The organism is Chloroflexota bacterium (genome assembly GCA_026713825.1).
Lineage (GTDB): Bacteria > Chloroflexota > Dehalococcoidia > Lucifugimonadales > UBA1127 > UBA1127.
Genome location: JAPONS010000051.1, coordinates 34373 through 58720, shown reverse-complemented (window position 1 = coordinate 58720; position 24348 = coordinate 34373). Strand labels below are relative to the sequence as shown.

General features: G+C 62.4%; 23 protein-coding genes. 16 read left to right on the top strand and 7 right to left on the bottom strand.

From position 1 onward, the window contains the following. Positions 1 to 51: 51 nt before the first annotated feature. The 3 genes from OXC99_06880 to OXC99_06870 are packed head-to-tail and all read right to left on the bottom strand — an operon-like array spanning position 52 to position 4468. On the bottom strand, positions 52 to 1308 hold the full coding sequence (locus tag OXC99_06880; GenBank protein ID MCY4624705.1) for a Rieske 2Fe-2S domain-containing protein: 1257 nt from the start codon (positions 1306 to 1308) through the stop codon (positions 52 to 54). A 51-nt stretch (positions 1309 to 1359) separates the two neighbouring features. After that, on the bottom strand, positions 1360 to 2730 hold the full coding sequence (locus tag OXC99_06875) for a Rieske 2Fe-2S domain-containing protein (protein ID MCY4624704.1): 1371 nt from the start codon (positions 2728 to 2730) through the stop codon (positions 1360 to 1362). Between the two features lie 31 nt (positions 2731 to 2761). After that, positions 2762 to 4468 (bottom strand): thiamine pyrophosphate-requiring protein, encoded by a 1707-nt coding sequence (locus OXC99_06870; GenBank protein MCY4624703.1) that lies wholly within the window; start codon positions 4466 to 4468, stop codon positions 2762 to 2764. Between the two features lie 225 nt (positions 4469 to 4693). On the opposite strand from OXC99_06870, the gene OXC99_06865 reads away from it, so the two are divergent. Beyond that, complete coding sequence (locus tag OXC99_06865; protein ID MCY4624702.1) at positions 4694 to 6205, top strand: 4-hydroxyphenylacetate 3-hydroxylase; 1512 nt, start codon at positions 4694 to 4696, stop codon at positions 6203 to 6205. Positions 6206 to 6832: 627 nt separating this feature from the next. Here OXC99_06865 and OXC99_06860 read toward each other — a convergent pair. Together OXC99_06860 and OXC99_06855 are read right to left on the bottom strand one after the other, a co-directional pair. After that, positions 6833 to 7528, bottom strand: coding sequence for a uracil-DNA glycosylase (locus OXC99_06860; protein ID MCY4624701.1), 696 nt, complete (start codon positions 7526 to 7528; stop codon positions 6833 to 6835). An 18-nt stretch (positions 7529 to 7546) separates the two neighbouring features. Next, on the bottom strand, positions 7547 to 7771 hold the full coding sequence (locus OXC99_06855) for an Lrp/AsnC ligand binding domain-containing protein (protein ID MCY4624700.1): 225 nt from the start codon (positions 7769 to 7771) through the stop codon (positions 7547 to 7549). A 101-nt stretch (positions 7772 to 7872) separates the two neighbouring features. Here OXC99_06855 and OXC99_06850 point away from each other — a divergent pair, with 101 nt between their 5' ends. Further along, on the top strand, positions 7873 to 8274 hold the full coding sequence (locus OXC99_06850; protein ID MCY4624699.1) for a zinc ribbon domain-containing protein: 402 nt from the start codon (positions 7873 to 7875) through the stop codon (positions 8272 to 8274). Positions 8275 to 8385: 111 nt separating this feature from the next. Here OXC99_06850 and OXC99_06845 read toward each other — a convergent pair whose 3' ends face one another. Continuing rightward, on the bottom strand, positions 8386 to 9438 hold the full coding sequence (locus OXC99_06845) for an amidohydrolase family protein (GenBank protein ID MCY4624698.1): 1053 nt from the start codon (positions 9436 to 9438) through the stop codon (positions 8386 to 8388). 157 nt (positions 9439 to 9595) lie between these two features. Next, a complete protein-coding gene (locus tag OXC99_06840; protein MCY4624697.1) occupies positions 9596 to 10543 on the bottom strand; it encodes an NAD(P)-dependent oxidoreductase in 948 nt (315 codons plus the stop codon). Positions 10544 to 10812: 269 nt separating this feature from the next. Here OXC99_06840 and OXC99_06835 point away from each other — a divergent pair, with 269 nt between their 5' ends. From OXC99_06835 to OXC99_06770, 14 genes are all read left to right on the top strand, one after another. Further along, positions 10813 to 11760, top strand: a complete 948-nt coding sequence (locus OXC99_06835; GenBank protein MCY4624696.1) for a cobalamin-binding protein — start codon at positions 10813 to 10815, stop codon at positions 11758 to 11760. An 80-nt stretch (positions 11761 to 11840) separates the two neighbouring features. After that, the gene (locus tag OXC99_06830; GenBank protein ID MCY4624695.1) at positions 11841 to 12512 is read left to right on the top strand and encodes a DUF5668 domain-containing protein; all 672 of its coding nucleotides are present in this window, start codon (positions 11841 to 11843) and stop codon (positions 12510 to 12512) included. Between the two features lie 412 nt (positions 12513 to 12924). Then, entirely contained in the window at positions 12925 to 14346 is a 1422-nt protein-coding gene (locus OXC99_06825) for an aromatic ring-hydroxylating dioxygenase subunit alpha (GenBank protein MCY4624694.1), read from the top strand. Between the two features lie 32 nt (positions 14347 to 14378). Further along, a complete protein-coding gene (locus tag OXC99_06820) occupies positions 14379 to 14624 on the top strand; it encodes a hypothetical protein (protein MCY4624693.1) in 246 nt (81 codons plus the stop codon). A 24-nt stretch (positions 14625 to 14648) separates the two neighbouring features. After that, positions 14649 to 15188: a 3-phenylpropionate/cinnamic acid dioxygenase subunit beta gene (locus OXC99_06815; protein ID MCY4624692.1), complete on the top strand. Its 540-nt coding sequence runs from the start codon at positions 14649 to 14651 to the stop codon at positions 15186 to 15188. A gap of 57 nt (positions 15189 to 15245) precedes the next feature. Beyond that, positions 15246 to 15596, top strand: coding sequence for a hypothetical protein (locus tag OXC99_06810; GenBank protein ID MCY4624691.1), 351 nt, complete (start codon positions 15246 to 15248; stop codon positions 15594 to 15596). Between the two features lie 116 nt (positions 15597 to 15712). Further along, positions 15713 to 17503: an ABC transporter substrate-binding protein gene (locus OXC99_06805; protein MCY4624690.1), complete on the top strand. Its 1791-nt coding sequence runs from the start codon at positions 15713 to 15715 to the stop codon at positions 17501 to 17503. Positions 17504 to 17582: 79 nt separating this feature from the next. Further along, entirely contained in the window at positions 17583 to 18527 is a 945-nt protein-coding gene (locus tag OXC99_06800; protein MCY4624689.1) for an ABC transporter permease, read from the top strand. Positions 18528 to 18641: 114 nt separating this feature from the next. Continuing rightward, positions 18642 to 19472, top strand: a complete 831-nt coding sequence (locus OXC99_06795; protein MCY4624688.1) for an ABC transporter permease — start codon at positions 18642 to 18644, stop codon at positions 19470 to 19472. An 8-nt stretch (positions 19473 to 19480) separates the two neighbouring features. Then, the gene (locus tag OXC99_06790; protein ID MCY4624687.1) at positions 19481 to 20419 is read left to right on the top strand and encodes an aldo/keto reductase; all 939 of its coding nucleotides are present in this window, start codon (positions 19481 to 19483) and stop codon (positions 20417 to 20419) included. Then, the gene (locus OXC99_06785; protein MCY4624686.1) at positions 20416 to 21429 is read left to right on the top strand and encodes an ABC transporter ATP-binding protein; all 1014 of its coding nucleotides are present in this window, start codon (positions 20416 to 20418) and stop codon (positions 21427 to 21429) included. The genes OXC99_06790 and OXC99_06785 overlap by 4 nt, the downstream gene beginning before the upstream one ends. 71 nt (positions 21430 to 21500) lie before the next feature. Beyond that, positions 21501 to 22442, top strand: a complete 942-nt coding sequence (locus OXC99_06780; protein ID MCY4624685.1) for an ATP-binding cassette domain-containing protein — start codon at positions 21501 to 21503, stop codon at positions 22440 to 22442. 57 nt (positions 22443 to 22499) lie between these two features. After that, positions 22500 to 23222 (top strand): hypothetical protein, encoded by a 723-nt coding sequence (locus OXC99_06775; protein MCY4624684.1) that lies wholly within the window; start codon positions 22500 to 22502, stop codon positions 23220 to 23222. Positions 23223 to 23249: 27 nt separating this feature from the next. After that, positions 23250 to 24032, top strand: coding sequence for a hypothetical protein (locus OXC99_06770; protein MCY4624683.1), 783 nt, complete (start codon positions 23250 to 23252; stop codon positions 24030 to 24032). Positions 24033 to 24348 lie beyond the last annotated feature (316 nt).

The window sequence follows — 24348 nt, the reverse complement described above, 5'->3', positions numbered from 1 at the left end:
TGAATGCCGGTAGCCTTAGCCTGCTAGCCTACCACTGAAAACCGCTCTAAGCTACTGGACCGTAATGTCCTCCCACACAACCGGGTCGTCCTTGAAGTAGACCTCGCGCGGGAGCAGCGCGCCGCCGGACCGCACCTTGAAGACCTCGGGGTGGCTGGGCGCGTATGGCTCGATGCCGTCTTCCAACTCCCGGGCGGCCACGATCAGCCGGCGCCTCATGCGAATGATTGCCGTGTCCGTGGTGCCGAGGTGCTCCTCGGTGCGGTCGACGATGCGGCCCATGCTGTCCGTCATAGCGGCGTCCTGCGCGCGGCCCATGCTGTTGGGGATGCCGCTGAACGTTTCGGTCTTTTGTGCCTGCCGGTCGATCAGGTAGTGGTTTGTGGAGTTGGCCTTGCCCAGCCACGTGCCGGGCACCATACCGTCGCGCGGAGCCTCATTCCAGTTGCCCTCCAGGGGGCCGTAGGGGTTCCATCGGCACAGGTAGAACCAACAGGTCTCGTCGTCAATGGGAACAATGAGGCCGGAACGGCAGGGGCCGTGCGGCTCCCGAGGGATCATGGTGACCCAAGGGAAAAGCCAGCGCGAGATGCGCCAGTAAGAGGAGTCCTCCTCGGCGTTGCGCTTGGCGCCGATGAGGATACCGCCCTCGGTGTCCTCGACGTGGAAGCGGGCCGCACGGTCCCGGTACGAGTAGCGGCCAGCCAGTGTCGTCGCCGTTGCCGACTTCTCCAGCGCGTCCAACCGGCTGTGGAGGATGGATGCATGCACGGTGTCAATCTCGCCCTCGATGACCTGTACGAAGTTGGACTCGTAGAGCACCTTGCTCGTCTGCCGCTGGTTGTCAGGCACACTCAAGTATTCAAGGTCCGGCATGGGAGGCTCCAGCTCCGGCGGGCCCATGTACGCCCACACGAAACCCCCTGCCTCCTGTGCGGGGTAGGCGAGAATCTTGACCTTGCTGGCGAAGTTGCTGTCCGCGGGCTCCGACATCATGTCGATGCAGTTGCCCTCGATGTCGAACTTCCAGCCGTGGTAGGCGCAACGCAAGCCCTCTTCCTCGTTCCGGCCGTAGAAGAGACTGGCGCGACGGTGGGGGCAGAACTCCTTGAGCACGCCCACCTTGCCGCTGGTGGTGCGAAAGACCACCAGCTCCTCGCCGTAAATCTTGCTCTGCACGGGTGGGCAGTCCGGCTCCGGAATCTCCTCAGAGAGGAGCACCGGAGTCCAGAAGCGCCGACAGAACTCCCCCATGGGCGTGCCTTTGTCCGTTCGACACATGAGATCGTTCTCTTCCCTTGTCAGCATCGCGATGCCTCCTCTCTTAGGCTTTCCGGGGCCGGTGCGGTCTCACTTCCGCTACGCGTATGGGTTTACGCCCTTGCCGATGGCCGGTGCAAACTCATCCGAGCCACCCAGCGGCACTGCCGCGATTGGCACGCCGGCGTCGGCATTACGGGCCTTGTCAGTGTGTGCCTTCCAGTCTTCTCCCGGAGGGAGAATGATCGACGCCGAACGGACGCGGTACAGCCTCTCGTCGTCTACGACGGCGGGCACTGACCCATCCTCCATGTATTGCCGCGCCGCGGCCATCAACTGCTTGCGCACCATGATGATCATCCGGTCGCTGGTGCCCAGGTGCTCCTTGCGCCGGTCATAGATGGGGCCCATTGTTTCGGTCATTGCCCGGTCCTGCAGATTCCCTGCGAAGGGTATGCCGGACTTGTTCAGCGTCTTCTGGATTTCGTAGTCCAGCAGAAAGTCGTTGGTCTTGTTGGCCGCCGTGTGGTACCGCGTCCGCGGGTCCGGCGTCTCCTCCACGTAGCCGCCCGACAGCACGAAGGGGTCGAGCGCCCGCGCCCGTTCTTCCTCAGTGACCGGGCCATCCAACTTGCCCCGCATGCTGATGAGCATGTGGTACTCGTCGTCGATGGGCACCCATGCCCTGGCCGAGACTGAGTTTTGGCTGCCTGCCGCGATCATGCTGAAGTAGGGGTAGATGTATTGCGTGATTCGGTGGTAGACCTCGGAGCTGTCCCTCTTCCACTGCCGCTTCGCAGAGTACACGACACCGTATGGCTGGGGGACCACCTCCAGGGTTGGCGCCAGATCGTGCGCCCACGCGCCCAGCATCACTCCCTTCGGTCCCACCTGCTCCTCTCGCAGCCGGCCGTGGATGAAGAAGACGTGCGAGGAGTCAAGGTCGCCCTCGAGTCCCTGCACCCAGTTGCACTCCTCAACCATGATGTGGGGAGGAAGCACGTTTTCTTCCGGAAGGGTATTGATCTCAAATGCGGGGAAGGGCGGCGGCGTTTCCCGCGGCCCCATGTAGGCCCACAGCATGTGGTTGACGTCTCGGACGGGGTATGCGGTCGCGCGCACCTTGTCCTTGAAGTTGCTCTCCGCCGGCTCATTCGGCATGTCAATGCAGGCGCCGGTGGTGTCGAACTTCCAGCCGTGGTAGTTACAGGCGAGGCCGGCGTTCTCGTTTCGGCCGAAGAAGAGCGACGCGCCCCGGTGCGGGCAGTTCTCTGCGACAAGGCCCACGTCACCGTTGGAGTCGCGGAAGCAGACGAGGTCTTCGCCCAACAGACGCACGCGCTTCATCGGCCCGTCGACCTCCACGTCGCGGGAGGGCATGAACGGGTGCCAGAACTGACGCAGCAGCTCGCCCATGGGCGTGCCCGCACCAACTCGAGTCAAGAGTTCATTGTCTTCTGTGGTCAGCATTTGCCATGCTCCTTTCCAGGTAGTGCTTGACTTACCCGCCTACAACGTTCAGCAGGGCCTGACGCTTTTCAACACGCACTGCGTGCAGCGCGCGCTGGATGGCGGCCGGGACCTCTGCCGGATCTTCCACCCGCTCGCCATAGCCGCCAGACGCTTGGCAGATCATTTCATAGTTGAAGCCCTGAGAAAGCGTTGTCACGGCCCAAGTGTCCGTCTGCGCAGCGTAGCCGTTCGGGTTCATGTTCCGGGCTGAGCTCTTCACGGCGTTCCAGATGCCGTTGTTCCAAACAATGTACAGCACCGGCAGGTCCTGGGCCTGTGAGACGATGTGGCCCGCGGTCCCGGAGCCGAAGATGTAGGAGCCGTCGCCCACGCAGCACACGATGGTCTTGTCCGGGGCTGCCAGCTTGGCGCCAAGGGCCGCGCCCACGGCCCAGCCCAAGCTGCCTGCAGGCGAGATGCCGTAGGTGGCGCCCGGCGATGTGAAGGCAATCTGGGTCAAGTCGATGCCGAGCTCGGAGAGAACGATGGTGTCGTCGTCCAATGCCTTCCCCAGTTCGCGGCTGAAGTAAGCTTTGTTGATTGGAACCTCAGCCTTGCCGGCCTCGGCCCTTGCTGCGGTGGCCTCTCCTCGCTTCTGCCGAGCCTCCGCCCACTTGGCTGTGCGTTCCTTCACCGCCCCGGAGTCCACGCCGATGCGCTGCACGGCTTCGTTCAGCGCCGTGAGCGTTTGCTTGGGGCTGCCAGCCAGCGTCACGTCAATGCGGTACCCGCGGATGGGGTAGCGGGAGTACAGGGGGTCCTCGCCGATGGCGATGACTGTCGCGTCCTCGCGGGGCCCGGTACGCTTGGGCGTCCAGGGCGCGTCGACTTCCATGATTATCACAGCGTCGGCCTCTGCCAGGGCGCTTGCAACATCGCCGCCGGCGTGCAGCGGGTGGCCCTGTGGGAAGTTGACAAAGGAGAGCCCGGACTCGAAGACGGGCATGCCCAGCGTCTCGGCCAGCGCCACCAGTGGCGCAACCGCCCCGGTGTCTCTGCCCGATGCTCGTGTGACCAGTATCGGGTTCTTGGCAGACGCCAGTACCTGTGCGGTTTCCTCAATGGCCTCCGGAGAAGGCATGGTTTCCTTGGCAGGCGCCATCCGAGGTTTGTCCGCGTAGGAAAACTCCTCAATGCGCTTACCCAGCACTTCACGGGGCAGCGTCAGGTAAACGGGGCCGGCGGGCTCGGACTGCGTAAGCGCCATCGCCCGGTCCACCACACCCTCAACGTCGGAATCAGAGCGCAGTTCGTAGTCCCACTTTACCCACTCGCGCACCATGGAACCCTGGTCGAAGGACTCCTGTGCCCAGTGGATGCCGCCGTCGCGAGAGCCACTCAGGTCGCCCTCGGTCAACGGCGTGCGTCCGGCGGTGAAGAGCATCGGTGTGTTGGAGCGAGCGGCGTTGATGATGCCGCTCGTCGCATTGGCCGTGCCGGGGATCGTGTGCACCATGACCACCTGGGGTTTGCCGGTCACCATCGTGTAGCCGTGCGCCATAGCCACAGCCGTGATTTCGTGGGGAACGGGAATCGGCTTGGGCAGCATCTGCTCCTGCGTGAACCGCTTGGCATAGGCCTCGACAATGGGCGCGAAGTCCGTGCCGCCGTTGCCGAAGAAGTAGTCCACACCCCGTGCCGCCAGCAACTCCAGGTACGCCTCGGCAACCGTGTCTACTTGGACAGTCTTTGCCATCCTATACCTCCATTATTCGCAATTCTGATGCTCCGACATAAGTGGCGTTATGCTATTCCTGCCCCCTGTAACTGTCAACACACGCGCAGCGCGCGTGCGATGTAAAACTGCACTTGAACAGCCGACGGCATGGGCGTATGCTACGGAACCGAGGATTGGGACTCCCCTCATTCAGAAACTTGTGGCAAGACACGTACTGGCAGGGGCCGCTACGAGGAGGCAGCTATGGTAACCGAAACAACGAAACCCCATGGCGCGCATACCGCTGAGAGCTTCAAGGAGAGCCTGCGCGACGGCCGGGAAGTCTGGGTCGACGGGGAAAGGGTGGCCGATGTCACGACGCATCCCGCCTTCAAGGACACGATTGACGAGCTTGCCCGCATCTACCAACTCCAGCACACGGACGAATATCGTGACCAGATGACCTTTGTCTCGCCGGAGAGCGGCATCCGATGCAGCCTCTCATACCTTTTGCCAAGGAGCGCCGAGGACCTGCGCAAGAAGCGCCGCAACAGCGAGATCTGGAACCAGCAGGCGTGGGGCCAGTTTGGGCGCGGTCCTGACCTCCTGCCCCAGTTCGTCCTTGGCCTGTACAACAACCGTGAGGCCCTGAGCGCCGTCAAGAATCCCCACTGCGACTTCGGCGAAAACGTGGTCAACTATCACACGTTCTGCCAGGAAAACGACATCTTCCTGACGCACGCTCTCGGTGACCCGCAGGTCGACCGCAGTCTGCAGCCTCAGAATGAGACGCGGCAGGTGAAAGAAGAGGACCTCTCCCTCCACGTCGTGGAGGAGACCAATGAGGGCATCATCGTTTCCGGCGGCAAGCAGGTTTCAACCGCCGCCCACATGAGCAACGACACCTACGTCTCCCTCTCCGCCACGTTCGTCCGCCGGGCTGACCCGCGCTTCATCCAGGCCTTCTCCATTCCGTCCGGCAGCAAGGGCTTGAAGATCTTTTGCCGGGAACCCGTCTCGCAGTACCCCGGACACTATGGCCACCCCTTTGGCATCAGGTACGACGAGCAGGACTGCATGCTCTTCTTTGACAATGTGCTGGTGCCTTGGGACCGTGTCTTCATGCTGTATGACGCATCCGCTATGGTGCAGCGGCTGGCCGGCGGAGCCAACTTCATGGGTTGGAGCAACTACGTCCGTATCCATGAGCGGATGAAGACCATGACGGCCGTGGCCTCAATGATCGCGGAGGCTATCGGCGTCAACGAGTTCCGTGAGGTCGCCGCCAAGCTCGGCGAGATGATCATGTTCACGGAGGTGTGGCGCCACGCCATGAACGGGTTGGAGCACGGCGCCTACATGACGCAGGGCGGCCTGATGTCCCTGGGTCGTGGCACCGGCATGAACCTTTTCTTCGCCCAGTTTTCCCAGCGCATGGTGGAGCTGCTCCGGCAGATCGCCGGCTCCGGCGTCCTGATGCAGCCTAGCGAACGCGACCTCGCCAACCCCGAGATCCGCCCCTACCTCGACCGCTACATGCGCGGCAAGGACGTCGGCGTCGAGTACAAGTCCCGCCTCTTCCGCTTCGCCCACGACCTCGCTGCTTCCTCGTTCGCCATGCGTCAGGAGGTCTACGAGTACTGGCACGGCGGCGACCCCAACCGCAACCGTGTGAACCTCTACCGCGGCTACGACCAGAGCGAGATGATGGACCGCATCCGGGAGATGGTCTCCGAGCCCCTGCCCTACACCGGGCCGATGGAGTCTACCGGCTAGCAATTCCCTCGGCTTTGACACACGCAGAAGCGCAGCAGCCCCGCCCGTCACGGGCGGGGCTGCTGCGTTGCTATCAGCGACTCCTCATTCCGGCGAAAGCCGGAATCCAGTGGGGCGAGGATGCCCCCCTGACACATACCCCTCGCGCGAAACCCGCCGCCCCCGCTACCCTCAGTCCATGACATACGCATCCAAGCGCATCCACCACGAGAACAGCGGGCACGCAACCACCCCGAGTGCCGAAAGAGCGACACAAAACTGCACAAAAACGCAGTCTTTTGTAACTCGTAGGCGGCTCGACAAGGCTCGACACCCACTGGGCGTGTTCAATCGAGTCGTATCTGTAGAGGGCAGTTTCGTAGGGGATTCATTCCGCAAAACTTCACTGGGAGCGACTCGAATCGAATCGAATGAGGCCGGCCGTGGAAGGTCGCCGGCTAAGCCCGGGTACCCGCAGTCTCGGCCGTGGTGCGAGACACGTTGATGACGCCCTTGATCCCGTCCAGCCGAGTGAACAGCCGCGAAAGCTGCGCCATCCCCGCCGCGTCATTCCGCGAAGAGCTTCCCCCGTACCCCGATACGGGGTGAAATTCCAGAAGGGAGGTCCTGGAACAGTGGGAGAGCGCCCTACGCGCCCCGCAGAAACGCCTGGATGTCGTTCAGCACGTCCACAAGCCCATCGTGCGTGAGGCGTCCGGTGTAGGTATTGTGCGGGCTGGGGTGGTAGGAGCCGAACAACGTGGGAAACCCGTCGCCAAGGTCGTACCGGACGCCGTGGCCGAAGACGACGCCGCGAGGCCGAGGTAACCCCATCGCCTGCGCCGTCCGCAGGTAGGCGTCGAAGCCGAGCTTGCCCAGGCCCAGGACGGCCTTGAGGTTGGGCATCAGCCGCAACTCCTCAATGAGGTAAGGCAGGCACCGTGCCTGCTCTTCGGCGTTGGGTTGGTTGGCCGGAGGCGCGCATTTCACCGCGGAGGTGATGTAGGCGTTGATGAGGGTCAGCCCGTCGCCGCGGTGCCGCGAGGTTGGCTGGCTTGCGAAGCCGCCCGCGTGGAGGGCCGCCGCGAGGAAGTCGGCCGACGGGTCACCGGTGAACATGCGCCCGGTGCGATTGCCTCCATGGGCAGCGGGAGCCAGCCCCACAATGCACAGCTCGGCGTCCGGTGCCCCGAAGGCAGGGACGGGTCGCGCCCAGTAGTCCCACTCACGGTACCTGCGCACCTTTTCGACGCCCGCTCTCTCCCGGTGCTCCACCAGTCGGGGGCACGCCCGGCACGCAGCAACGCGCTCCATGAGGGCGCGGTGTTCAGAAATCGCCGTCATAGGTTGGCGCTTGACCGGCTACATGACCGAGCAGGTCAGCGTCGTGTTGACGCCGCGAAGCGAGCGGATGCTGTTGCGAAGCGTTGCGGCGAGATCCTCGGGCGTGTCCGCCTCCAGGTCCACGATGAAGTCGAATGGGCCGAAGACTTCATAGACCACGGCGCCACGAATGGCCTTCAAACGCTCGGCAATGCGGTTTGTCTCTGTGGGCTCCGTGTTGACCATGATGAACGCCTTGGCCATGGCCACCCTCCTGGATGTCGAATGGGGAACGGTCGCTGTCTGACCCTAGTGTACAATAAGGGGTTGGCGCAATGGGCGCACCCGACTATACTGGCCGAACTATGCCCATATATGAGTTCCGGTGCAAGAGCTGCAACGCCAGGGTATCCATCTTCTTCAAGTCTATGAAGGTGGACGCGACTGGCACGTGTGAGCGTTGCGGAAGTGAGGACCTTGTTCGCATATTCTCCAGCTTCCGGGTGCTTCGCACTCCGTTCGACATCAGCAACTTCAACAAGAAGGAGTTGCTCGACGGCGTCAACTATACGGACCCCCATTCCATGGCCAACATGTTCAAGCGCATGCAGGAGACTTTCCAGGACGAGCCCAACGAGCACATGGATGAGATGGTCCAACGCTTAGAGCACGGCGAGGCCGTTGAAAAGGCAATGGACCTCAATATGGGCTCAAACTCCAAGGGAGACTCTCACGGTCACGGACACAGCCACGACGGCGGAGAATAGCAGCAGAATTCGAAGCGCTCTAGCTAGCGGAAAAGGAGAGGGGACCGCGTGAGCGGTCCCCTCTCCTTTTGTCCAGATTCGTGTCTGAATCTAGCGTGACTTCTCGGTGGACTACACCTTGGCGAACTGCGGGAAGACCTTCAGCGGGTTGTTGTGGATGATGTCAACAACATCCTCTGCCGACAGAATGCCCTGGTCGATGTAGTACTGGAAGATGGGCAACAGGTCGTCGGAGGTCCTGCCAAGGTTGGCGTCGGACTTGTGGTCGCCTGCCTGGCGGACTGCGCCGCCGGAACCGGGAGCCTCAGTGCCGAACGCCGTGGCTGCAGGGCCCCACTGCCGAATTGACAGGGCCAAGTAGTCGATGTCGTACAGGCAGGTGTCAAAGTAGAGGTTGCCGCCTTCCCAGTCACCGCGGTGCCGGGATGAGTCGATGAACCGGTCAAGCGCGCCGCCGCCGTGGGCGATGCAGATGCGCAGGCCGGGGAACCGGCTAAAAAGGTTTTTGCTGTCATAGGCGAGGATGCGGGAGGCCAGGAAGGTCTCTACCACGAAGCCGACCTGGTAGTTGCCGGGGATGTGCGCGATGCGCTCGTCCAGGCAGTTGGTGCCGTGGATGAACACGGGCACGTCGTACTTCTGGCAAATTTCGTAGACGGGGCCCCAGTACTTAGTGTCGTTCATGCCGGGGGAGTTATGGCGGCCGTCGGGGTCGGGGCTCAGGTACGTGCCGGCGAAGCCGCGCTCCTGGATGTTGTACTCGAACTCCTCCACGCAGTTGCCGAGGTCCGGCGCCTCCGCGATCTGCGGCAGCATGGTGGTGGACAGGAAGCGATCGGGGAAGTTCTGTGTCTGGTGGTGTATGGTGTCGTTGGTGAATTCGCACCATCGCTTGAGCAGGTGGCGCGGCATCCAGCCCATCATACGGAAGGGCCGGGGGCCGATGACCTGCACGTCAATGTTGCGGTCGTCCATGAAGTCCACGTGGTACTTGTTCCGCTCGTACATCAGCTCGTCGCTGAGGTTGGCGGGCCTGTTCCCGCCGGAGCGAAATGGGCTCTCGCCCACATGGCCGGAAGCGAATCCCATGTCGATCCAGCTTACCGTGCCGGGCGGTCCGGATACGTGACCATGGACATCCAGGACTTTCGTGCCGTTGAACATAGTGCTCCTCCTTTGTTTGGGCGCCGGTTGCCCCATGTATCAGTTTGGACTGGCGCACATGGTACCACAACAGTCAATTACTGAGACGCGATTGGCTCTTGCGCGCAATGCGCGACCTTATGTCAGCGCCCCCTTTCCGCCTGCGGGCTGTCGACGATTACCGCCAGTCCGGCGTGGCCCGCATCCACTCGGCGTACTCCGCAATGGCAGGCCCGATGGTGTACTGCGGCGCGTAGCCGAGTTCCTCGCCGATGCGCGATATGTCCATGAATGGGTCTGGCCGGAAGGTCGGACTCTTGCCCGGTTGAAGCTCGAAATTGACGCCTGGCACGGCAGAGGAGATCGCTTCAGCGACTTCCTGGTTGGAGGTTCCGCGACCGCTGCCAATGTTGTAAGTGGTGTGACTCAGGGAGTCGGCCATTGACAGGAGCTGCACGCCTTTGGAGACATCCTTGACATATGTCCAGTCGGTGAGGTCATCGGAAAACGGGACGCCGCCTCGGCCGTAGTCCGGGGGGTTGCCCGTCACCGCAGCACGGGTCATGCGGCTGGGAAGGTTGAAGCCGCTGTAATACAAGGGGCCGTAGATACTGCCGATGCGCATATATACCACGCTGATGCCCGTCTGGCTGGCGTAAAGGGAGCCCAGGGTCTCAAAACTCTTCTTGTAGGCCTCTGTTGCGTTGCCGGTCGCAATGGGTAGAGGCGCGTCCTCAGAGAAGGGGCCCTGCTTCAGACCCAAGTACACGGACTGCGAACTGGCCACGAGCACCCGGTCTACGCCGCAAATGCGGGCGGTCTCCATCACACTGATGAGTCCACCCATGTTCGTGCGGTACTCGTCGCCCGGCGAGAGGGAACCCAGCCGTGGCGCCACCATATGCGCGATGCGGTTGACGCCGTGTTTGCTGACGGCTTCCACGATGGACAGCGGGTTTGTGACGTCGACAGAGGCGATGTGAACACGCTTGCCGATCTCGTCCCTAAACAGATCAGGCTCGCGGCGGGAACTGTGGACCCCGATGACCACGTCCTCGCCAGCGTCCAGCACGTGGCGGACCGTGTGCATCCCGATGAAGCCCATCCCGCCGATGATGAGTAGCATGCATACCCCCTCGTGTTGGCGGCGCACTAGGCGGGGGGCGTAGGTTGCCCCTACCTGTACAGCGTAGGCGGTAGGATATGCACGCGTTTGGGGGGTGTCAACCCTTGTCGTAGCTGCGGCAAACGTGGCCGAATCTTGCGCCGTGCGACGACATTCACCTTGACACTGACACCCCTCGCCGATAGATTCAAACCAGCTTGACCGCATTCCAGACCCCAAGGCTTCGGGATGGGCCGCTCCCCGAGGCGGCGTACGAGAGGGAGGGCGATATGGTCCAGAGCGCCCAGCGCATCTGCTCGCTCCTGCCGAGCGCCACGGAGATTGTCTACGCCCTTGGCCTTGGTGACCGCCTCGTTGCCGTCACGCACGAGTGCGACTATCCCCTCGACGCGTCGGGGCATCCCGCCGTGACCAGCGCCGGCTTCAACCCGGCCAGCATGTCAAATAAGGACATACACAACCATGTGACCGAGAACGTCCATAGCGGCAGCAGCATCTACACCCTCGATCAGCCTCTATTGGAGCAGCTCAACCCAGACCTCATCCTGACGCAGGAGTTGTGCGACGTGTGCGCCGTCTCCTACGACACGGTGAAGGACGCCGTGCGTCACCTTTGCGGCGACAACACCATTCTCTCGTTGGAACCGACATCGTTGGCGGCCATCCTCGACACCATCATGCAGGTCGGCAGCGCCACAGGCACCGAGTCGCAAGCTGAGCAAGTCGTAGCCGAACTGAAGGCACGCATTGCGGCGGTGAAAGAGCGCGCCGGGGCGGCGGCAGAGCGGCCCCGCGTCTTCACGATGGAGTGGATGGACCCGCCATTCGCGGGTGGACACTGGGTGCCGGAGATGGTTCGCCTCGCGGGTGGGACAGCCGGCATCGTACTCGCGGGGCAGCCGTCGCGAGAGGTCACGTGGGACGAGATCGTGACGTTTGACCCGGAGATCATCGTGGTTATGCCGTGCGGCTACCACCTTGACGCACTGGAGTCGGAGTTCCGCCTGACACCGTTTCCTGCGGCTTGGGGCGACCTCAAGGCCGTGCGCCGAGGGCAGGTGTACGCCGTCGACGCGACGGCATACTTCAGCCGGCCCGGCCCCCGCGTCGTAGACGGGCTTGAGGTTATGGCGGAAATCATCCACCCGGAGATCTTCCCCCGCCAGAAGCCACTCGATGCGTGGCGAGCGCTGGAGCTCCGCGACTGCGAGCAGTAAGCGGGAGAGGCCCCGGCTAAATGCCCAACCATCAATCATGATGTCGTGCTCACGTGCGAGCGCGAACGAAGCAGGAAGTGATGAGTAGCTCAAGGTTCTGGCATCGCCTCTTCTTCGGCGCCCTCCTGATCGCCGTAGGAGTCGGATTCCTGGTGGAGAATCTCACTGACTACAACATTGCTTGGGGCGACTGGTGGCCTGTGATACTGATTGGCTTGGGCGTTTTGAATGTACCGTCATCACGCTGGGTCGGCGGCCTCCTGCTGTTCGTGGGAGCGGTTTTTCTCGTCGACAACCTGGACATCCTGGACCTCGACATTGGCGACTTCTGGCCCGTGTTCCTGGTGGTCGCTGGTCTTCTCGTCATCTTTGGCGGGAGGGCTAACTGGCGCACAAGGGGAAAACAACCGCGCAAAGCGACGTCAGCGGACATCCTGGATGTGTCCATTGTCTTCGGCGGAAGTGAACAACAGGTGACGAGCCAGAACTTCAGGGGCGGAAGCGTGTCGGCAAACTTTGGGAGCGTCACGATTGACCTTCGTGGCGCCTCCCTCGCCGATGGAGCAGCCACTCTGCAAGTAGACGCGATTTTCGGCAGCGCCGAGATCTTTGTGCCGAGCGACTGGATGGTCAACATCCAGACTTCCGGCAACTTCGGCGGCGTGGAGCTTAAGCGCGCACAGCCTGCAGCGTCCACGGAAACACTCACCGTCACCGGCTCATGCACCTTCGGTAGCATCACGATCGCGTAACGGGACACCATACAGTCACAGATTCAGGCCTTACAGCGCCATCAATATACTGTCCGTAGACGTGGCCTCAAGGAAACTCAGAAGCCGCGTCCGCTCCTAGTCGCCACGCGCATCGCTCAGGAAGAAGCTGCGTTGTACCCGCCGACTACCCTGCCATCGTGCCCCAAATTGCTGAACTGCATCAGGGAGTTGCCAGGGCCCATGCGCCGACCCGCGCTACGGTGAAGGCGCCAGGGCAGCTTGGCGACGGCATGGGCAAAGAAGGCGATGTGTTGGCCCCATTCCAGAATGGAGACTATTCGGACACTAGGGGAATTGACAAACATTCACAGTTAACATAGGTTTATGCAACAACGCGGGAAGTGACTCGCGTACTAGTGGCGTGTGGCTATTGAGCAAGGAGGACGAGGACATGGTCACGTATATCAAGGGTAGAGGTGACCGAAACCTTCGGGACCTTGTGGACCTCGAGAGCGGCGTGATTAGCCGGGAGGTTTACGTTAACGAGGACATCTACGCCCAGGAACTCGAGCAGATCTACGGGCGTGCCTGGCTCCTCGTGGGCCACGAGAGCCAGGTGGAAAACCCCGGCGACTTCGTCCTCGGTCGAATGGGCGAGGAGGAAGTGATCCTCACTCGCGACCGCAAGGGGAAGATCCACGTCTTTCTGAACACCTGTCGCCACCGCGGCATGAAGGTCTGCCGCTACGACGACGGCAACGCCCTCGTCTTCACTTGCCCCTTCCACGCCTGGACTTACGACACGGACGGCCGGCTGGTCGGCGTGCCCCACCACCGGGACGCCTACTTTGAGGAGTTGGACAAGAGTCAGTGGGGTCTGGCGGAAGTTGCGCAGATGTGCAACTACTACGGCTCCATCTGGGCGACCTGGGATCCCAAGGCCCCGTCCTTCGAGGACTACCTCGGGCCCTTCCAGCGGACGGTTCGCTGGGCCTTCCAGGCATCCGACGGCACCGACGCGGGCGTCGAGCTCTACAAGCCCGCGCAACGTTGGCGCCTCCCCTCGAACTGGAAGTTCGGCGCCTTCAGCTTTGCCGGCGACAGCGCCCACGCCGCCATGACGCACCTCTCGGTCAACGCCGCGGCCATCGGCCCGCAGGGCGAGGTCGAAGGCGGCGGACGGCACCCGTTGGCGGCGCCGTTCCCGTCCAAGCGCGGCTACATGTCGAGCCGGGAACTCGGCCACGTCGGCCAGCTCGCAATCTACGAGCAGCCGGGCGTCGCCGACTACCGCGACACGTGGCTGCTCGAACCCGGCGTCGACGACTACTGGCGCGAGACGCGGGAGATCAAGCAGCAGCGCTTTGCTAACGAATACCTCCACATGCAAAGCGACGGCCAGTTCCACATCTGGCCAAACGCCACCATGTCCGACTGGCGCATTCTCATGTGGCACCCTCACGGCGTTGGCATGACGGAGAGCTGGCGCCAATATCAGGTCGACAAGAACGCCCCCAAGCACGTCAAGGACGCCAAGCGCCGCTACGTGATGCGCTACTGCGGCCCTGCCGGCATCACCGAGTCCGACGACATGGAGAACTGGAACTACGCGCACCCGGCCAGCCTTGGTATGGTCGCGCAGAGGTTCCCGTACAACTTCCAGCTCGGTTTGCACCACAACCACCAGGACGAGCGCATTCCCGGCGTGACCATCGGCGACCGCGGGCCGTCGGAGGAGAACCAGCGCGCACGGCTCCGCCGTTGGGTGGAGTTCATGGAGGCCGGCAGCTGGGACGACATCTTCCCAGTGCGCAAGAACGGCAAGTCCAACGGTAAGCCACGTGGCGGCAACGGCATCAGCTCGTCGTGGTAGGCGCTGCCTGACGCATCATCGGAGGGCGCTCTATGACAACTGAGGGCGGCAACAAGTCGGAACGCAAGCGGGTGAATACCCCCGACGGCATGTTCATTCGGGACATGCCGGAAGGCACGAAGCTGGAGTTAAAGAACGGAGACCTGGTTGAGATCACGCTCAACGCCAAGGACGGTGGCTGGCTCGTGGGCCGGGTCATCGAGAGCGAGCGGCCGGAATCGATCGACTCGGAGGACTGGATTTTCTTCGCCGAGGTGGCCGCGGAGATAGAGTCCTAGGAAACCCTACAACGGAGGAAGTCCGTGACTATCCAGAGCGCAGACACCGCATGGGAGCGGATGCTCCTCGAACGGGAGATTGAGCGGTTCCTGTACGACGAGGCCGCCCTGCTGGACGAACGCAGGTTCAGCGAATGGGGCGACCTGCTGGCCGAGGACATCCACTACCACATGCCGATCCGCCGCAACGTAAAGTTCGGCGAGCAACACCGAGAGAACACCGACACCGAGTCCGAGATTTCCTGGTTTGACGAGGGCAAGCGCACACTGATGGGCCGAGTCCGACAACTCAATACCGGCGTCCACTGGCCGGAGGAGCCCTTCTCGCGCGTGCGTCACATTATCACCAACGTCCGCGTCATGTCGGTGGACGGCGATGAGGTGGAGGTCAGCAGCAACTTCTTCGTATGGTCTAACCGTCTGCGCGACGAGTGCGTCATGTTCATCGGCACACGGCGGGACATTCTTCGCCGGGACAGCGAGACCGGCTGGAAGATCGCCAATCGACTCATCCTGCTTGACCAGAACGTCCTCCTGGCCAAGGTGTTTTCGACGTTCTTTTAGGAGTGCGCCAGTTGATAGGGCACTTGAGTGCTCAAGAATCTTGGGGGAAAGTCCGGCATGGCCCTTAGTGCAGAGTGGCGGTCCAGAGGCGCCAAGAACGACGCCATTTTAGTGTTGGACGGCGAGGGCGCTATTCGTGAGGCAATCGTCGCTGACAACGCCATCCTGTCCCGTTTCCTCACCGAGCAACTTGCGGACCTCGACAGCTGGCGCGGGCAGTCGCTCGTCGAGGGCGAGAAGCGCGAGCCTGAGGCTTGGGGCGAACTCGTAATCTCCCGTGCCGACACTGGGGAGGTCATCGAGGCCGACCCGGAGCTCTTCTGGCAGGGTATCTACCTTTGGTTTCGTTCCCACGGCGTTGACTACGACACGCCCATGAAGCGGAGCAACTCGCTGATTGAGGACTGATCGCTGGGAACCTCCGGAGCAGATCCGGCGTTTAATACAGGGTTTAGGACGGGAGCGCGCCCAGGCCGCCCCGTCACAGCTTAGGGAAGAAGGTCAAGATTAAGAGGAGGGGCGCAATGAACGGCAGGTTAAGGTATGGCTATCTCCTGTTGGCCCTACTGGTGTCGATGGCACTGGTGGTGGTCGCTTGCTCCGGTGGTGACGGAGACGGCGACGGCGGCGGAAGCGCCGCGACCACGACGACTACGACTACAACCACCGCCGCAGCAGAGCCGGCCAGCGACGACTCAATGACCAAGGCCGACGACGCCATGATGGAGGGCCCCGAGCCCGTCTACGGCGGCAAGGTCACGTTCGGCCAGAGTCGTGATGTTCGTTCCGGCTTTGACCCGCACGGGACCAGTGGCGGGCAGTCCCAGCACCAGAACACCAACAGTTGGTGGTACAACAACCTGATGTCCCGCTCAGTAGGTGTAGACGTACCAGGTGGCACCCGTGAGTCCTACCCAGACCTCGCAGAGTCCTGGGAAGTCTCCGACGGCGGCCTCACCTACACCTTCAAGCTTCACGAGGGTGTGAATTTCCACAACCGGGCCCCCGTTAACGGCCGCGAGATGACATCCGCAGACGTCAAGTGGAGCTACGAACGGTTCCTGAAGGGGCCGGACTCTTACCAGTTCCAGCTGGCTGACATCAGCGCGGTTGAAGCACCCGACAAGTACACGGTAGTCTTCCGCCTGCATGAACCGGTTGCCTCCTTTATGATTCACGTTGGTGAACCGTTGGCCTATGTCACGCCAAAAGAAGCGGCCAGTTCGCCGCCGCAGAGCCCAGCCCTGGAGGGTGTGCTGGATGAAGAGTTCCTCTCCACGCCAGAGGGCATTATTGGCACCGGGCCATGGATGTTTGACTCGTGGGAGAAGGACAAGCGCTTGACGGCCGTCCGCAACCCCGACTACTTCAAGACGGACGCACACGGCAATCAACTCCCCTTCATCGACACGCTTGAATATGTGGTGATTCCGGACACCCAGGCACGTAGCGCGGCCTACATCTCTGGCGACATCGACACCTTTGGCCCGCCGTCCGGCAGCACTGCGGACTTTAAGGAGCGGAACCCCGACTCCAACTTTGCCCAGGACCTGCCCAGCACGGCCCCCACGCTGAACTTCCGGCTTGACCGGACCCCTGCGTTTAATGACATCCGTGTGCGGCGCGCCGTTGCCATGGGCTTTGAGCAACAGGCCATCATGGACTTGCTCCTGGGATCGGTAACGGAGCCCACCTATGGTGGTATCCCGGCTCTGGTGTTCCCGGAGTACGCAATTACGCCCGCGGAATTGGGCGACGCTGCACGGTGGTGGGAGTACAACCCCCAGGCCGCCGCTGAACTGCTCACCGAAGCGGGCTACGGCCCCAACAACCCCTTGGAGATCACCTACCAGTTCAGCAGCTGCTGCAAGGCAACCTACTATCCGGAACTGGTCGCCGACATGATGGATGAAATCGGCGTGAAGATGAATCTGCAGGAAGTCGACCACTCGGTGCACCTGAAGACCAGCAACATCGGCATGGGCGACTACGACATCGCGCACTCTCGGCTGAAGGCGGCTGAAGTCGACGACCTCCTGGTCAGCTTCCTCCCCGGCAACAGCAAGAACAACAGTCACATCGACGACGCGCTGTTGACCGAGATGATCAAGGCCCAGCGCCTGACGCAGGACCCGAACCAGCGGTTCAACCAAGTCAGGCAGATCCAACGCTACCTGGCGGACCAGGTCTACCTCATCCGTATCCCGGACCGGTTCACCGACTTCTTCTGGCAGCCGCGGATCAAGAACTTCCGGCCCCACGTTGGCAACACGGAAGGCCGCGACTGGGAGATCGCCTGGATCGAAGAGGGATAGCCTAGTAGCCTAGGAGTCTCTAGAGGGATGCTTGGCGGCCCATCGTGGGCCGCCAAGCATCCTTCATTGAACATATGCCATGAGAACGTACGCAATCCAACGGGTCCTCCTGCTCATACCAACTCTGTTGGTGCTGAGCTTCATTGCCTTCGCCCTGATACGCTTCATCCCGGGCGACGCGGCGCTGCTCATGACAGAGGAATTGGGCTACGCTCCGAACCTGGAGAAATTGCAGGAGCGCCTGGGCTTAACGGAGCCCATCCACACCCAATACCTCAAATGGGTAGGCGGCTTCTTCAGGGGTGACTTTGGACGTTCCCTGTGGGATGGCAGCCCGGCCGCAGAGGAGTTGGTGCGCCGATTGCCCGTTACGTTGGAGTTAGCCTTCTTCTCCCTGTTCCTTAGCGCTATCGTCGCTATACCTATCGGTGTCTTTTCCGCCATGCGGCAGGATACGAAGAGCGACTACATAGTCCGCAGCACCGTGGTGCTCGCGGACGCCGTTCCCCACTTCTGGCTTGCCACCCTGATCCTGGTGCTCCCTGCCGTCTACATTGGCTGGTCACCTCCTGTGGGCTGGCATTCCCTTTCGGAGGACCCTGTCAAGCACCTGCTGCTGTTGCTGCTGCCCGCATCAATCATCTCCGTGAGCTCGGCGGCATCCCTGGTGCGCATCACCAGGACGATGATGCTGGAAGTGCTTCGGCAGGAGTACATCCGTACAGCCTGGTCCAAGGGACTCTCAGAGCGGTCCATCATGTACCGGCACGCCCTCAAGAACGCCCTTATCCCTGTAGTCACGGTCTTCGGTCTGCGTGTCCCCAACGCGTTGAACGGCTCGGTGGTCATGGAGGCTGTCTTCGGCATACCCGGACTGGGCCGGTGGACCATCGACGCCATCAACTTTCGCGACTATCCGCAGCTGCAGGTCGCCTTAATGTTCACGGCTATCACTGTGTTGATAGCGAACTTGATCGTCGACCTTGCATACGGCTGGCTCGACCCACGGGTCCGGTACAGGTAATGGGTGCGGAGGGCATACACGATGGCCGATGAAATCGTCCTCCGACCCGGTGTGGCACCCGGGTCCCCGCTTCCACTGAGGTGGGCGCGTGGTCTCTGGTCGTTTGTGGCCACTATGGTGCGCTACAAGCCCCTGGGCGCAGTAGGCCTCTTCATCGTGGTGCTCTTGATGTTCACAGCCATCTTCGCCGACTTCATCGCGCCCTATGAGTACAACGACACGAATCGGCACGATCAATTCGCTCCGCCCAGTTTCAAACACCTCATTGGCGCCGACCACCTTGGCCGCGACCTCTTCAGTCGCATTGTTCACGGCTCACGCATCTCCGTCTCCATCGGGTTCGGTGCTGTGGCCGGAGCGATGTGCATTGCCATTTCTCTGGGCCTGCTGACCGGCTACTACGGTGGATGGTTGGACAAGATAATTCAGCGAATTGTCGACGGCTGGATGACTTTCCCCGGCATCGTGATCGCGCTGGCCATGGTGGCTATAGCCGGGCCTGGTTTGTGGCAACTTATCATCATTCTGGGACTGCTATTCGGCATCAGGGGTTCGCGCGTGGTTCGTGGGCAGGTCTTGTCCGTCATGGCGCGGCCACACATGGAAGTTGCGCGCTCGGTCGGTGTTGGTGACCTGCGGCTCATGCTTGTCCACCTGTTCCCCAATGTTCTCCCGCTGGTCATCATCCTCGCGACCATTGAGATTCCTTTGGCCATCACCATTGAGGCGTCCTTGAGCTTCCTTGGGTTTGGCATTCCGGCGCCGGCACCGTCCTGGGGCCGGATGCTCTCTGCTGAAGCGCGGCAGCACATGCTCATGGCACCTTGGTTGGGCATTGCCCCAGGGCTTGCGCTGAGCCTCACAATCTTCGGGTGGAACATGTTCGGAGATGCCATGCGCGACTTGCTGGACCCAGCCATGCGCGGCAGCTTGGGCGAACGCTAGGGGGAGACATGCGGTATAGCGAATTGGGCGGCACAGGAGTACAGGTCTCGGCCATTGCCTTCGGCTGCGGACCGACGGCAGGCATGATAGTGAAGGGCACGCCGGAGGAGCGCCGCCGAGGCGTGTCCTGCGCGCTCGACCTTGGCGTCAACCTGTTCGACACGGCATCCATCTACGGCGCCGGCGCCTCCGAAGCACACCTGGGGGAGACGCTGCAGGAGCTCAAGGCACGCCCGGTCATCGGGAGCAAGGTCGCGCTGGAGCTGCCAGACCTGGACGACGTAAAGGGCAACACTATCCGATCCGTGGAGGAGAGCCTCGAGCGGCTCCGGGTGGAGACGATCGACCTCATCCAGCTCCACAACCGCGTTGGTCTTGAGCGGGCGGAGCGTTCCGACATGGGCGTGGGCGCGCAGCTTACCGTCGATGACGTGCTTGCTCCCGGCGGCGTCCTCGACGCCTTTCAGGTGTTGCAGCAGCAGGGCAAGGTGCGCTACTTCGGGTTCACGGCCTATGGCGGGCTGCTCTCCTGCGTCTACCAACTCATCGACAGCGGACAGTTCCACAGCATCAACGGCCTATACAACATTATCAACCCCTCCGCCGTCCGTCCGGCCGCGGCCGTGGACCGCGATTTTGGCCAGGTCTTCGACCGTTCGGCCAATCTTGGCATGGGCATCATCGTCATCCGCGTTCTTGCCGCGGGCTTGCTGGCTGGCGCCGGCGATGATCCCGCGGCCGCACGTGTACGAGAGGTGCTCGACGGGCACGGCATCGCCCCTGTCGAAGGCGCGGTGCGGTATGTGCTCAGCAACCCCATCGTTGCCACGTCCGTCATCGGCTTTTCTGAGGTGGAGCACATTGAGGAGGCATGCGCCGCCGAGGAGAGAGGCGCGCTGCCAGACGACGTGCTCATGGAGCTTGAAGCAGTGGTGCCGGCTGCATGACCGAATTTGGCGACATCTCTGAGTACCTGCTTACTGTAGAGGGTCTGAAGACGTACTTCTTCTCCCATAGCGGCGTCGTCAAGGCTGTTGACGGAATCTCCTATGACGTCCGCGAGGGCGAGACCCTCGCCATCGTGGGTGAGAGCGGCTGCGGGAAGAGCGTCGGTGCGCTGTCCATCATGCGCCTCGTCTCCAGCCCGCCGGGCCGCATCGTCGACGGCCGCGTCCTTTTTGACGGCGCGGACTTGCTGGAAGTGAGCGAGTCGCAGATGCGGACCATTCGTGGCAACCGCATCGCCATGATCTTCCAGGAGCCAATGACATCGCTTAACCCCGTGCTAACCATCGGCAAGCAGATCACGGAGTCGCTTGAGCTGCACCTGAAGATGCAGGGCGCGGAGGCGCAGCAGCGCGCGGTCGAGCTGTTGGAGATGGTGGGCATCCCGGACGCGCCCAGCCGCCTGAAGCAGTACCCCCACCAATGCAGCGGCGGCATGCGCGAGCGGTTGATGATCGCGATGGCCATGAGCTGCAACCCGAGATTGCTCATCGCGGACGAGCCGACCACCGCGCTGGACGTTACGATCCAGGCGCAGATCCTGGAGCTCATCAAGAACCTCAGCGCCCAGCTTGGCACCGCAGTCATCATAATCACGCACAACCTTGGCGTCGTGGCGCGCTATGCCGACCGGGTCAACGTCATGTACGCCGGCAAGATCATCGAGCGCGGCACGGCTATCGACATCTACGAGAACCCGCAGCACCCGTACACGCAGGGCCTGTTGGACTCTGTGCCCAGGCTCGACGAGGACCGCAAGCGAAAGCTCGAGTCCATTGATGGGATGCCCCCGGACCTGATGAACCTTCCAACGGGCTGCGCATTCCGGCCGCGCTGCAAGTACGCTATAGAGCGTTGCGGCGAGGAAACGCCGCCCCTATTGCCCGTCGCCGAGGGGCATACTGCGGCATGCTGGGTGACCGCCGGCTCGGCCTCGGAGGTCGGGGCATGACGCAGATGCAGGACCGCGCACCGTCGCCGGGGCAGGAGGTTGCGCCGCTCCTTGAGGTGAGGGACCTCAAGATGCACTTCCCCGTGACCTCCGGTTTCATCCTGCAACGCAAGGTTGGAGACATCAAGGCTGTTGACGGCGTCAGTTTCTCCATCCGACCGGGCGAGACCCTTGGCCTGGTGGGGGAGAGCGGCTCCGGCAAGACGACCGTCGGCCGATGTATCATCCAGCTCAACGAGCCCACCTCCGGGCAGGTCTGGCTGGATGGCGTCGACCTGACCAGGGCCAAGGGAAAGCAACTTCGGGGCATGCGGCGACGCATGCAGATGGTCTTCCAGGACCCCTATTCCAGCCTCAACCCCCGCATGAGCATCGGCACGATCGTCGGTGAGCCGATGCTCGTCCACAATATCGCCCACGGCAAGAATGAGCTACGGGACCAGGTGTCCGAGCTCTTGCACGTTGTCGGGCTAAACCCCTCCATGGCGGACCGGTACCCCCACGAGTTCAGCGGCGGTCAGCGGCAGCGAATCGGCATCGCCCGCGCCATCGCTGTCCGGCCTGAATTCATCGTTGCCGACGAGCCGGTGTCGGCCCTCGATGTCTCCATTCAGGCCCAGCTCATCAACCTGTTGGAGGACATCCAGGAGCAGTTCAACCTGACCTTCCTCTTCATTGCCCACGACCTCTCCGTGGTGCGGCACATGTCCGAGAACGTGGCGGTCATGTACCTGGGCAAGATCATGGAGCTGGCTGACCGCAACGAGCTCTACGAGAACCCGCTCCATCCCTACACGCGGGCGCTGCTCTCCGCGGTGCCCGTCCCCAACCCGCGCGTCGAGGCGCAGCGCGAGCGCATCGTGCTGCAGGGCACTATTCCGAGCCCCATGAACGCGCCGTCGGGCTGCGTCTTTCACACTCGTTGCCCTATCGCCGTCGACGACTGCAAGGTTGTCACGCCGCCCCTCAAGGAGTATGCTCCCGGTCATTGGGCGGCTTGCATCAAGATATAGTGTTGCGCAGGCAGGCCCGCGTCCGGTGCGGGCGCGGATTGGCGCGAGGAGGCACACATGGCGACGAGGACGAACGATTGGCAAGAGGCGCTCCAGCCCGGCGAGTTCATCGAGGAGCTTGAGGGCATCCGCGCCGAATGGCGAGAACGCTTCCCCTTCCGCATCCGCGAGATCATGAGCAAGGACGAGTTACCACGCCTTGCGGCGGCCAAGCGCCGGGCGCACATGGGCGGCGACATCAACCACCGCTTCGAGGGTGAGCGCTACCTGAACACCACCGACAAGGCAAGCCGCCGCATGCAGCTCCGTAAGCTGGTCGACGAGGGCGGACAGGACACCGTCGGCGGCCCGCAGGTAAGCCATCCGCTGCTCTCCCGCTGGGAGTCTCACGCATACGGCGTGAGCCCCGAAGAGGTCGACGCGCTTGAAAAGGGCGACTGTGACCCCGCCGAGTTGGTGAAGCGCGGCTGGTGGGTTGCCATGATGCGAGACAGCGCTTTCGGTGTCGCCATTGGCTCCGGCATGGTCATGGAAGGCGAGAACAAGATCCAGTCGGACAAGCTCCTCGCCGCCATCGAGCGTGACCGGCAGCGCTTCGTCGAGTGGGGTGTCGAGAACCCGGACCAGGCTCTCGAGAACCGCCACGAGCACGCGGGCATCGACATCGACCACGCTGACTTCAACGAGGAAGTCGCACGGCGCTTCGTGAATACGCCGGAGCTCCAGGAGGAGCTTCGCAAGGCCTACATCCTCCGTCTGCAGATGACCTCCGGCGGTTAAACCGCAGCTTCGAGCAAGGAGGACGCCATGGGCGCCCAACCTCCACTTGGGCCGGAGGAGCTCTCCGTTCCTCCGCTCTCCGGTGATGACTTCCTGGCACTGCTCGACGAGCAGTTCAAGGCCAAATGCCCAGAGCCGCCGACCTTCCTGCAGGCGCTGTGCGATGGGAAACTGTCCCAGGAGCACCTGCAGATGTGGGTGAAGGACCAGTACCCCTACTGGGACGAAGGGCTGGTCTTCAGCACCGGCGCCATCTTCATCAAGACAAACGACGAACCGACGCGTACCCACATGCTCCGCCGCATCGTGGACATCGAGGGCGAGGACGTGGTTGGCGACCTCTCCGGCTCTGACATCCCCTCTTGGGAGGAGTTGTGGCTGCGGTTCGGCACGGGCGTCGGCCTGAGCCAGAGCGAGGCGTTGGAGTGGCACCCGTTCACGCGCACGTATTTCGCCATCCAGACCCTCCGCACTTACTCGCGATTCTGGGACTGGACGTGGCTGGACGGCGTCGCCTCCTTCTATGCGTCTGACCTTTACGGCAGGGAGTTCCTGGGCCGCGCCCACGAGGCCCTTCGCGACCACTATCGTGTGCCGAACCATGCGCTCGAATTCTTCCGCGTCTACCTTGGCGACGTGGACTCGCACATCCCGTGGGAGCGAGAGGCGCTGGCCTACTGGTGCTGCACGACGGAGCGGCAGATAACGGCGGCCCGCGCCTTTCGCGAGCGGCTGGACATCGAGCAGCAGCTCCTTGTCGGCCTCGAGCAGACGTGTCTGGGGGGCGAACCTGCGTTCCAGGTGCCGTAGCCGCCCACCATCTGCCTCGTCCTCTGATTGCCGGTCCAAATTGCCCTAAAGCCTTGTCTCCTTGCCTTAGCCCTTCCGCAAGCCTTACCGCGCACATCCTGTCACCAATGGGTTGCGTGGAAGGGGACAACCCGTTGCAGCGTGGGGTTGTTTGCGATTTGACACTTAGCTGGTTTGGCACATTTCAGATAGAAGACAACGAAATTTTTCAGCAGGAACAGCCCTCCAGAATGAGCAAGCGAATCCGACACGAATCCAGCCGCAGCCCCAAATTCAGGGAGAGCGCTTGCGGCAGGGACGGTCCATTGCGACGACT

Bases quoted from the DNA above. Each gene is read 5' to 3' on its own strand.
- OXC99_06880 (MCY4624705.1), bottom strand. From the start codon at position 1,308: ATGCTGACAAGGGAAGAGAACGATCTCATGTGTCGAACGGACAAAGGC.
- OXC99_06875 (MCY4624704.1), bottom strand. From the start codon at position 2,730: ATGCTGACCACAGAAGACAATGAACTCTTGACTCGAGTTGGTGCGGGC.
- OXC99_06870 (MCY4624703.1), bottom strand. From the start codon at position 4,468: ATGGCAAAGACTGTCCAAGTAGACACGGTTGCCGAGGCGTACCTGGAG.
- OXC99_06865 (MCY4624702.1), top strand. From the start codon at position 4,694: ATGGTAACCGAAACAACGAAACCCCATGGCGCGCATACCGCTGAGAGC.
- OXC99_06860 (MCY4624701.1), bottom strand. From the start codon at position 7,528: ATGACGGCGATTTCTGAACACCGCGCCCTCATGGAGCGCGTTGCTGCG.
- OXC99_06855 (MCY4624700.1), bottom strand. From the start codon at position 7,771: ATGGCCAAGGCGTTCATCATGGTCAACACGGAGCCCACAGAGACAAAC.
- OXC99_06850 (MCY4624699.1), top strand. From the start codon at position 7,873: ATGCCCATATATGAGTTCCGGTGCAAGAGCTGCAACGCCAGGGTATCC.
- OXC99_06845 (MCY4624698.1), bottom strand. From the start codon at position 9,438: ATGTTCAACGGCACGAAAGTCCTGGATGTCCATGGTCACGTATCCGGA.
- OXC99_06840 (MCY4624697.1), bottom strand. From the start codon at position 10,543: ATGCTACTCATCATCGGCGGGATGGGCTTCATCGGGATGCACACGGTC.
- OXC99_06835 (MCY4624696.1), top strand. From the start codon at position 10,813: ATGGTCCAGAGCGCCCAGCGCATCTGCTCGCTCCTGCCGAGCGCCACG.
- OXC99_06830 (MCY4624695.1), top strand. From the start codon at position 11,841: ATGAGTAGCTCAAGGTTCTGGCATCGCCTCTTCTTCGGCGCCCTCCTG.
- OXC99_06825 (MCY4624694.1), top strand. From the start codon at position 12,925: ATGGTCACGTATATCAAGGGTAGAGGTGACCGAAACCTTCGGGACCTT.
- OXC99_06820 (MCY4624693.1), top strand. From the start codon at position 14,379: ATGACAACTGAGGGCGGCAACAAGTCGGAACGCAAGCGGGTGAATACC.
- OXC99_06810 (MCY4624691.1), top strand. From the start codon at position 15,246: ATGGCCCTTAGTGCAGAGTGGCGGTCCAGAGGCGCCAAGAACGACGCC.
- OXC99_06805 (MCY4624690.1), top strand. From the start codon at position 15,713: ATGAACGGCAGGTTAAGGTATGGCTATCTCCTGTTGGCCCTACTGGTG.
- OXC99_06800 (MCY4624689.1), top strand. From the start codon at position 17,583: ATGAGAACGTACGCAATCCAACGGGTCCTCCTGCTCATACCAACTCTG.
- OXC99_06795 (MCY4624688.1), top strand. From the start codon at position 18,642: ATGGTGCGCTACAAGCCCCTGGGCGCAGTAGGCCTCTTCATCGTGGTG.
- OXC99_06790 (MCY4624687.1), top strand. From the start codon at position 19,481: ATGCGGTATAGCGAATTGGGCGGCACAGGAGTACAGGTCTCGGCCATT.
- OXC99_06785 (MCY4624686.1), top strand. From the start codon at position 20,416: ATGACCGAATTTGGCGACATCTCTGAGTACCTGCTTACTGTAGAGGGT.
- OXC99_06780 (MCY4624685.1), top strand. From the start codon at position 21,501: ATGCACTTCCCCGTGACCTCCGGTTTCATCCTGCAACGCAAGGTTGGA.
- OXC99_06775 (MCY4624684.1), top strand. From the start codon at position 22,500: ATGGCGACGAGGACGAACGATTGGCAAGAGGCGCTCCAGCCCGGCGAG.
- OXC99_06770 (MCY4624683.1), top strand. From the start codon at position 23,250: ATGGGCGCCCAACCTCCACTTGGGCCGGAGGAGCTCTCCGTTCCTCCG.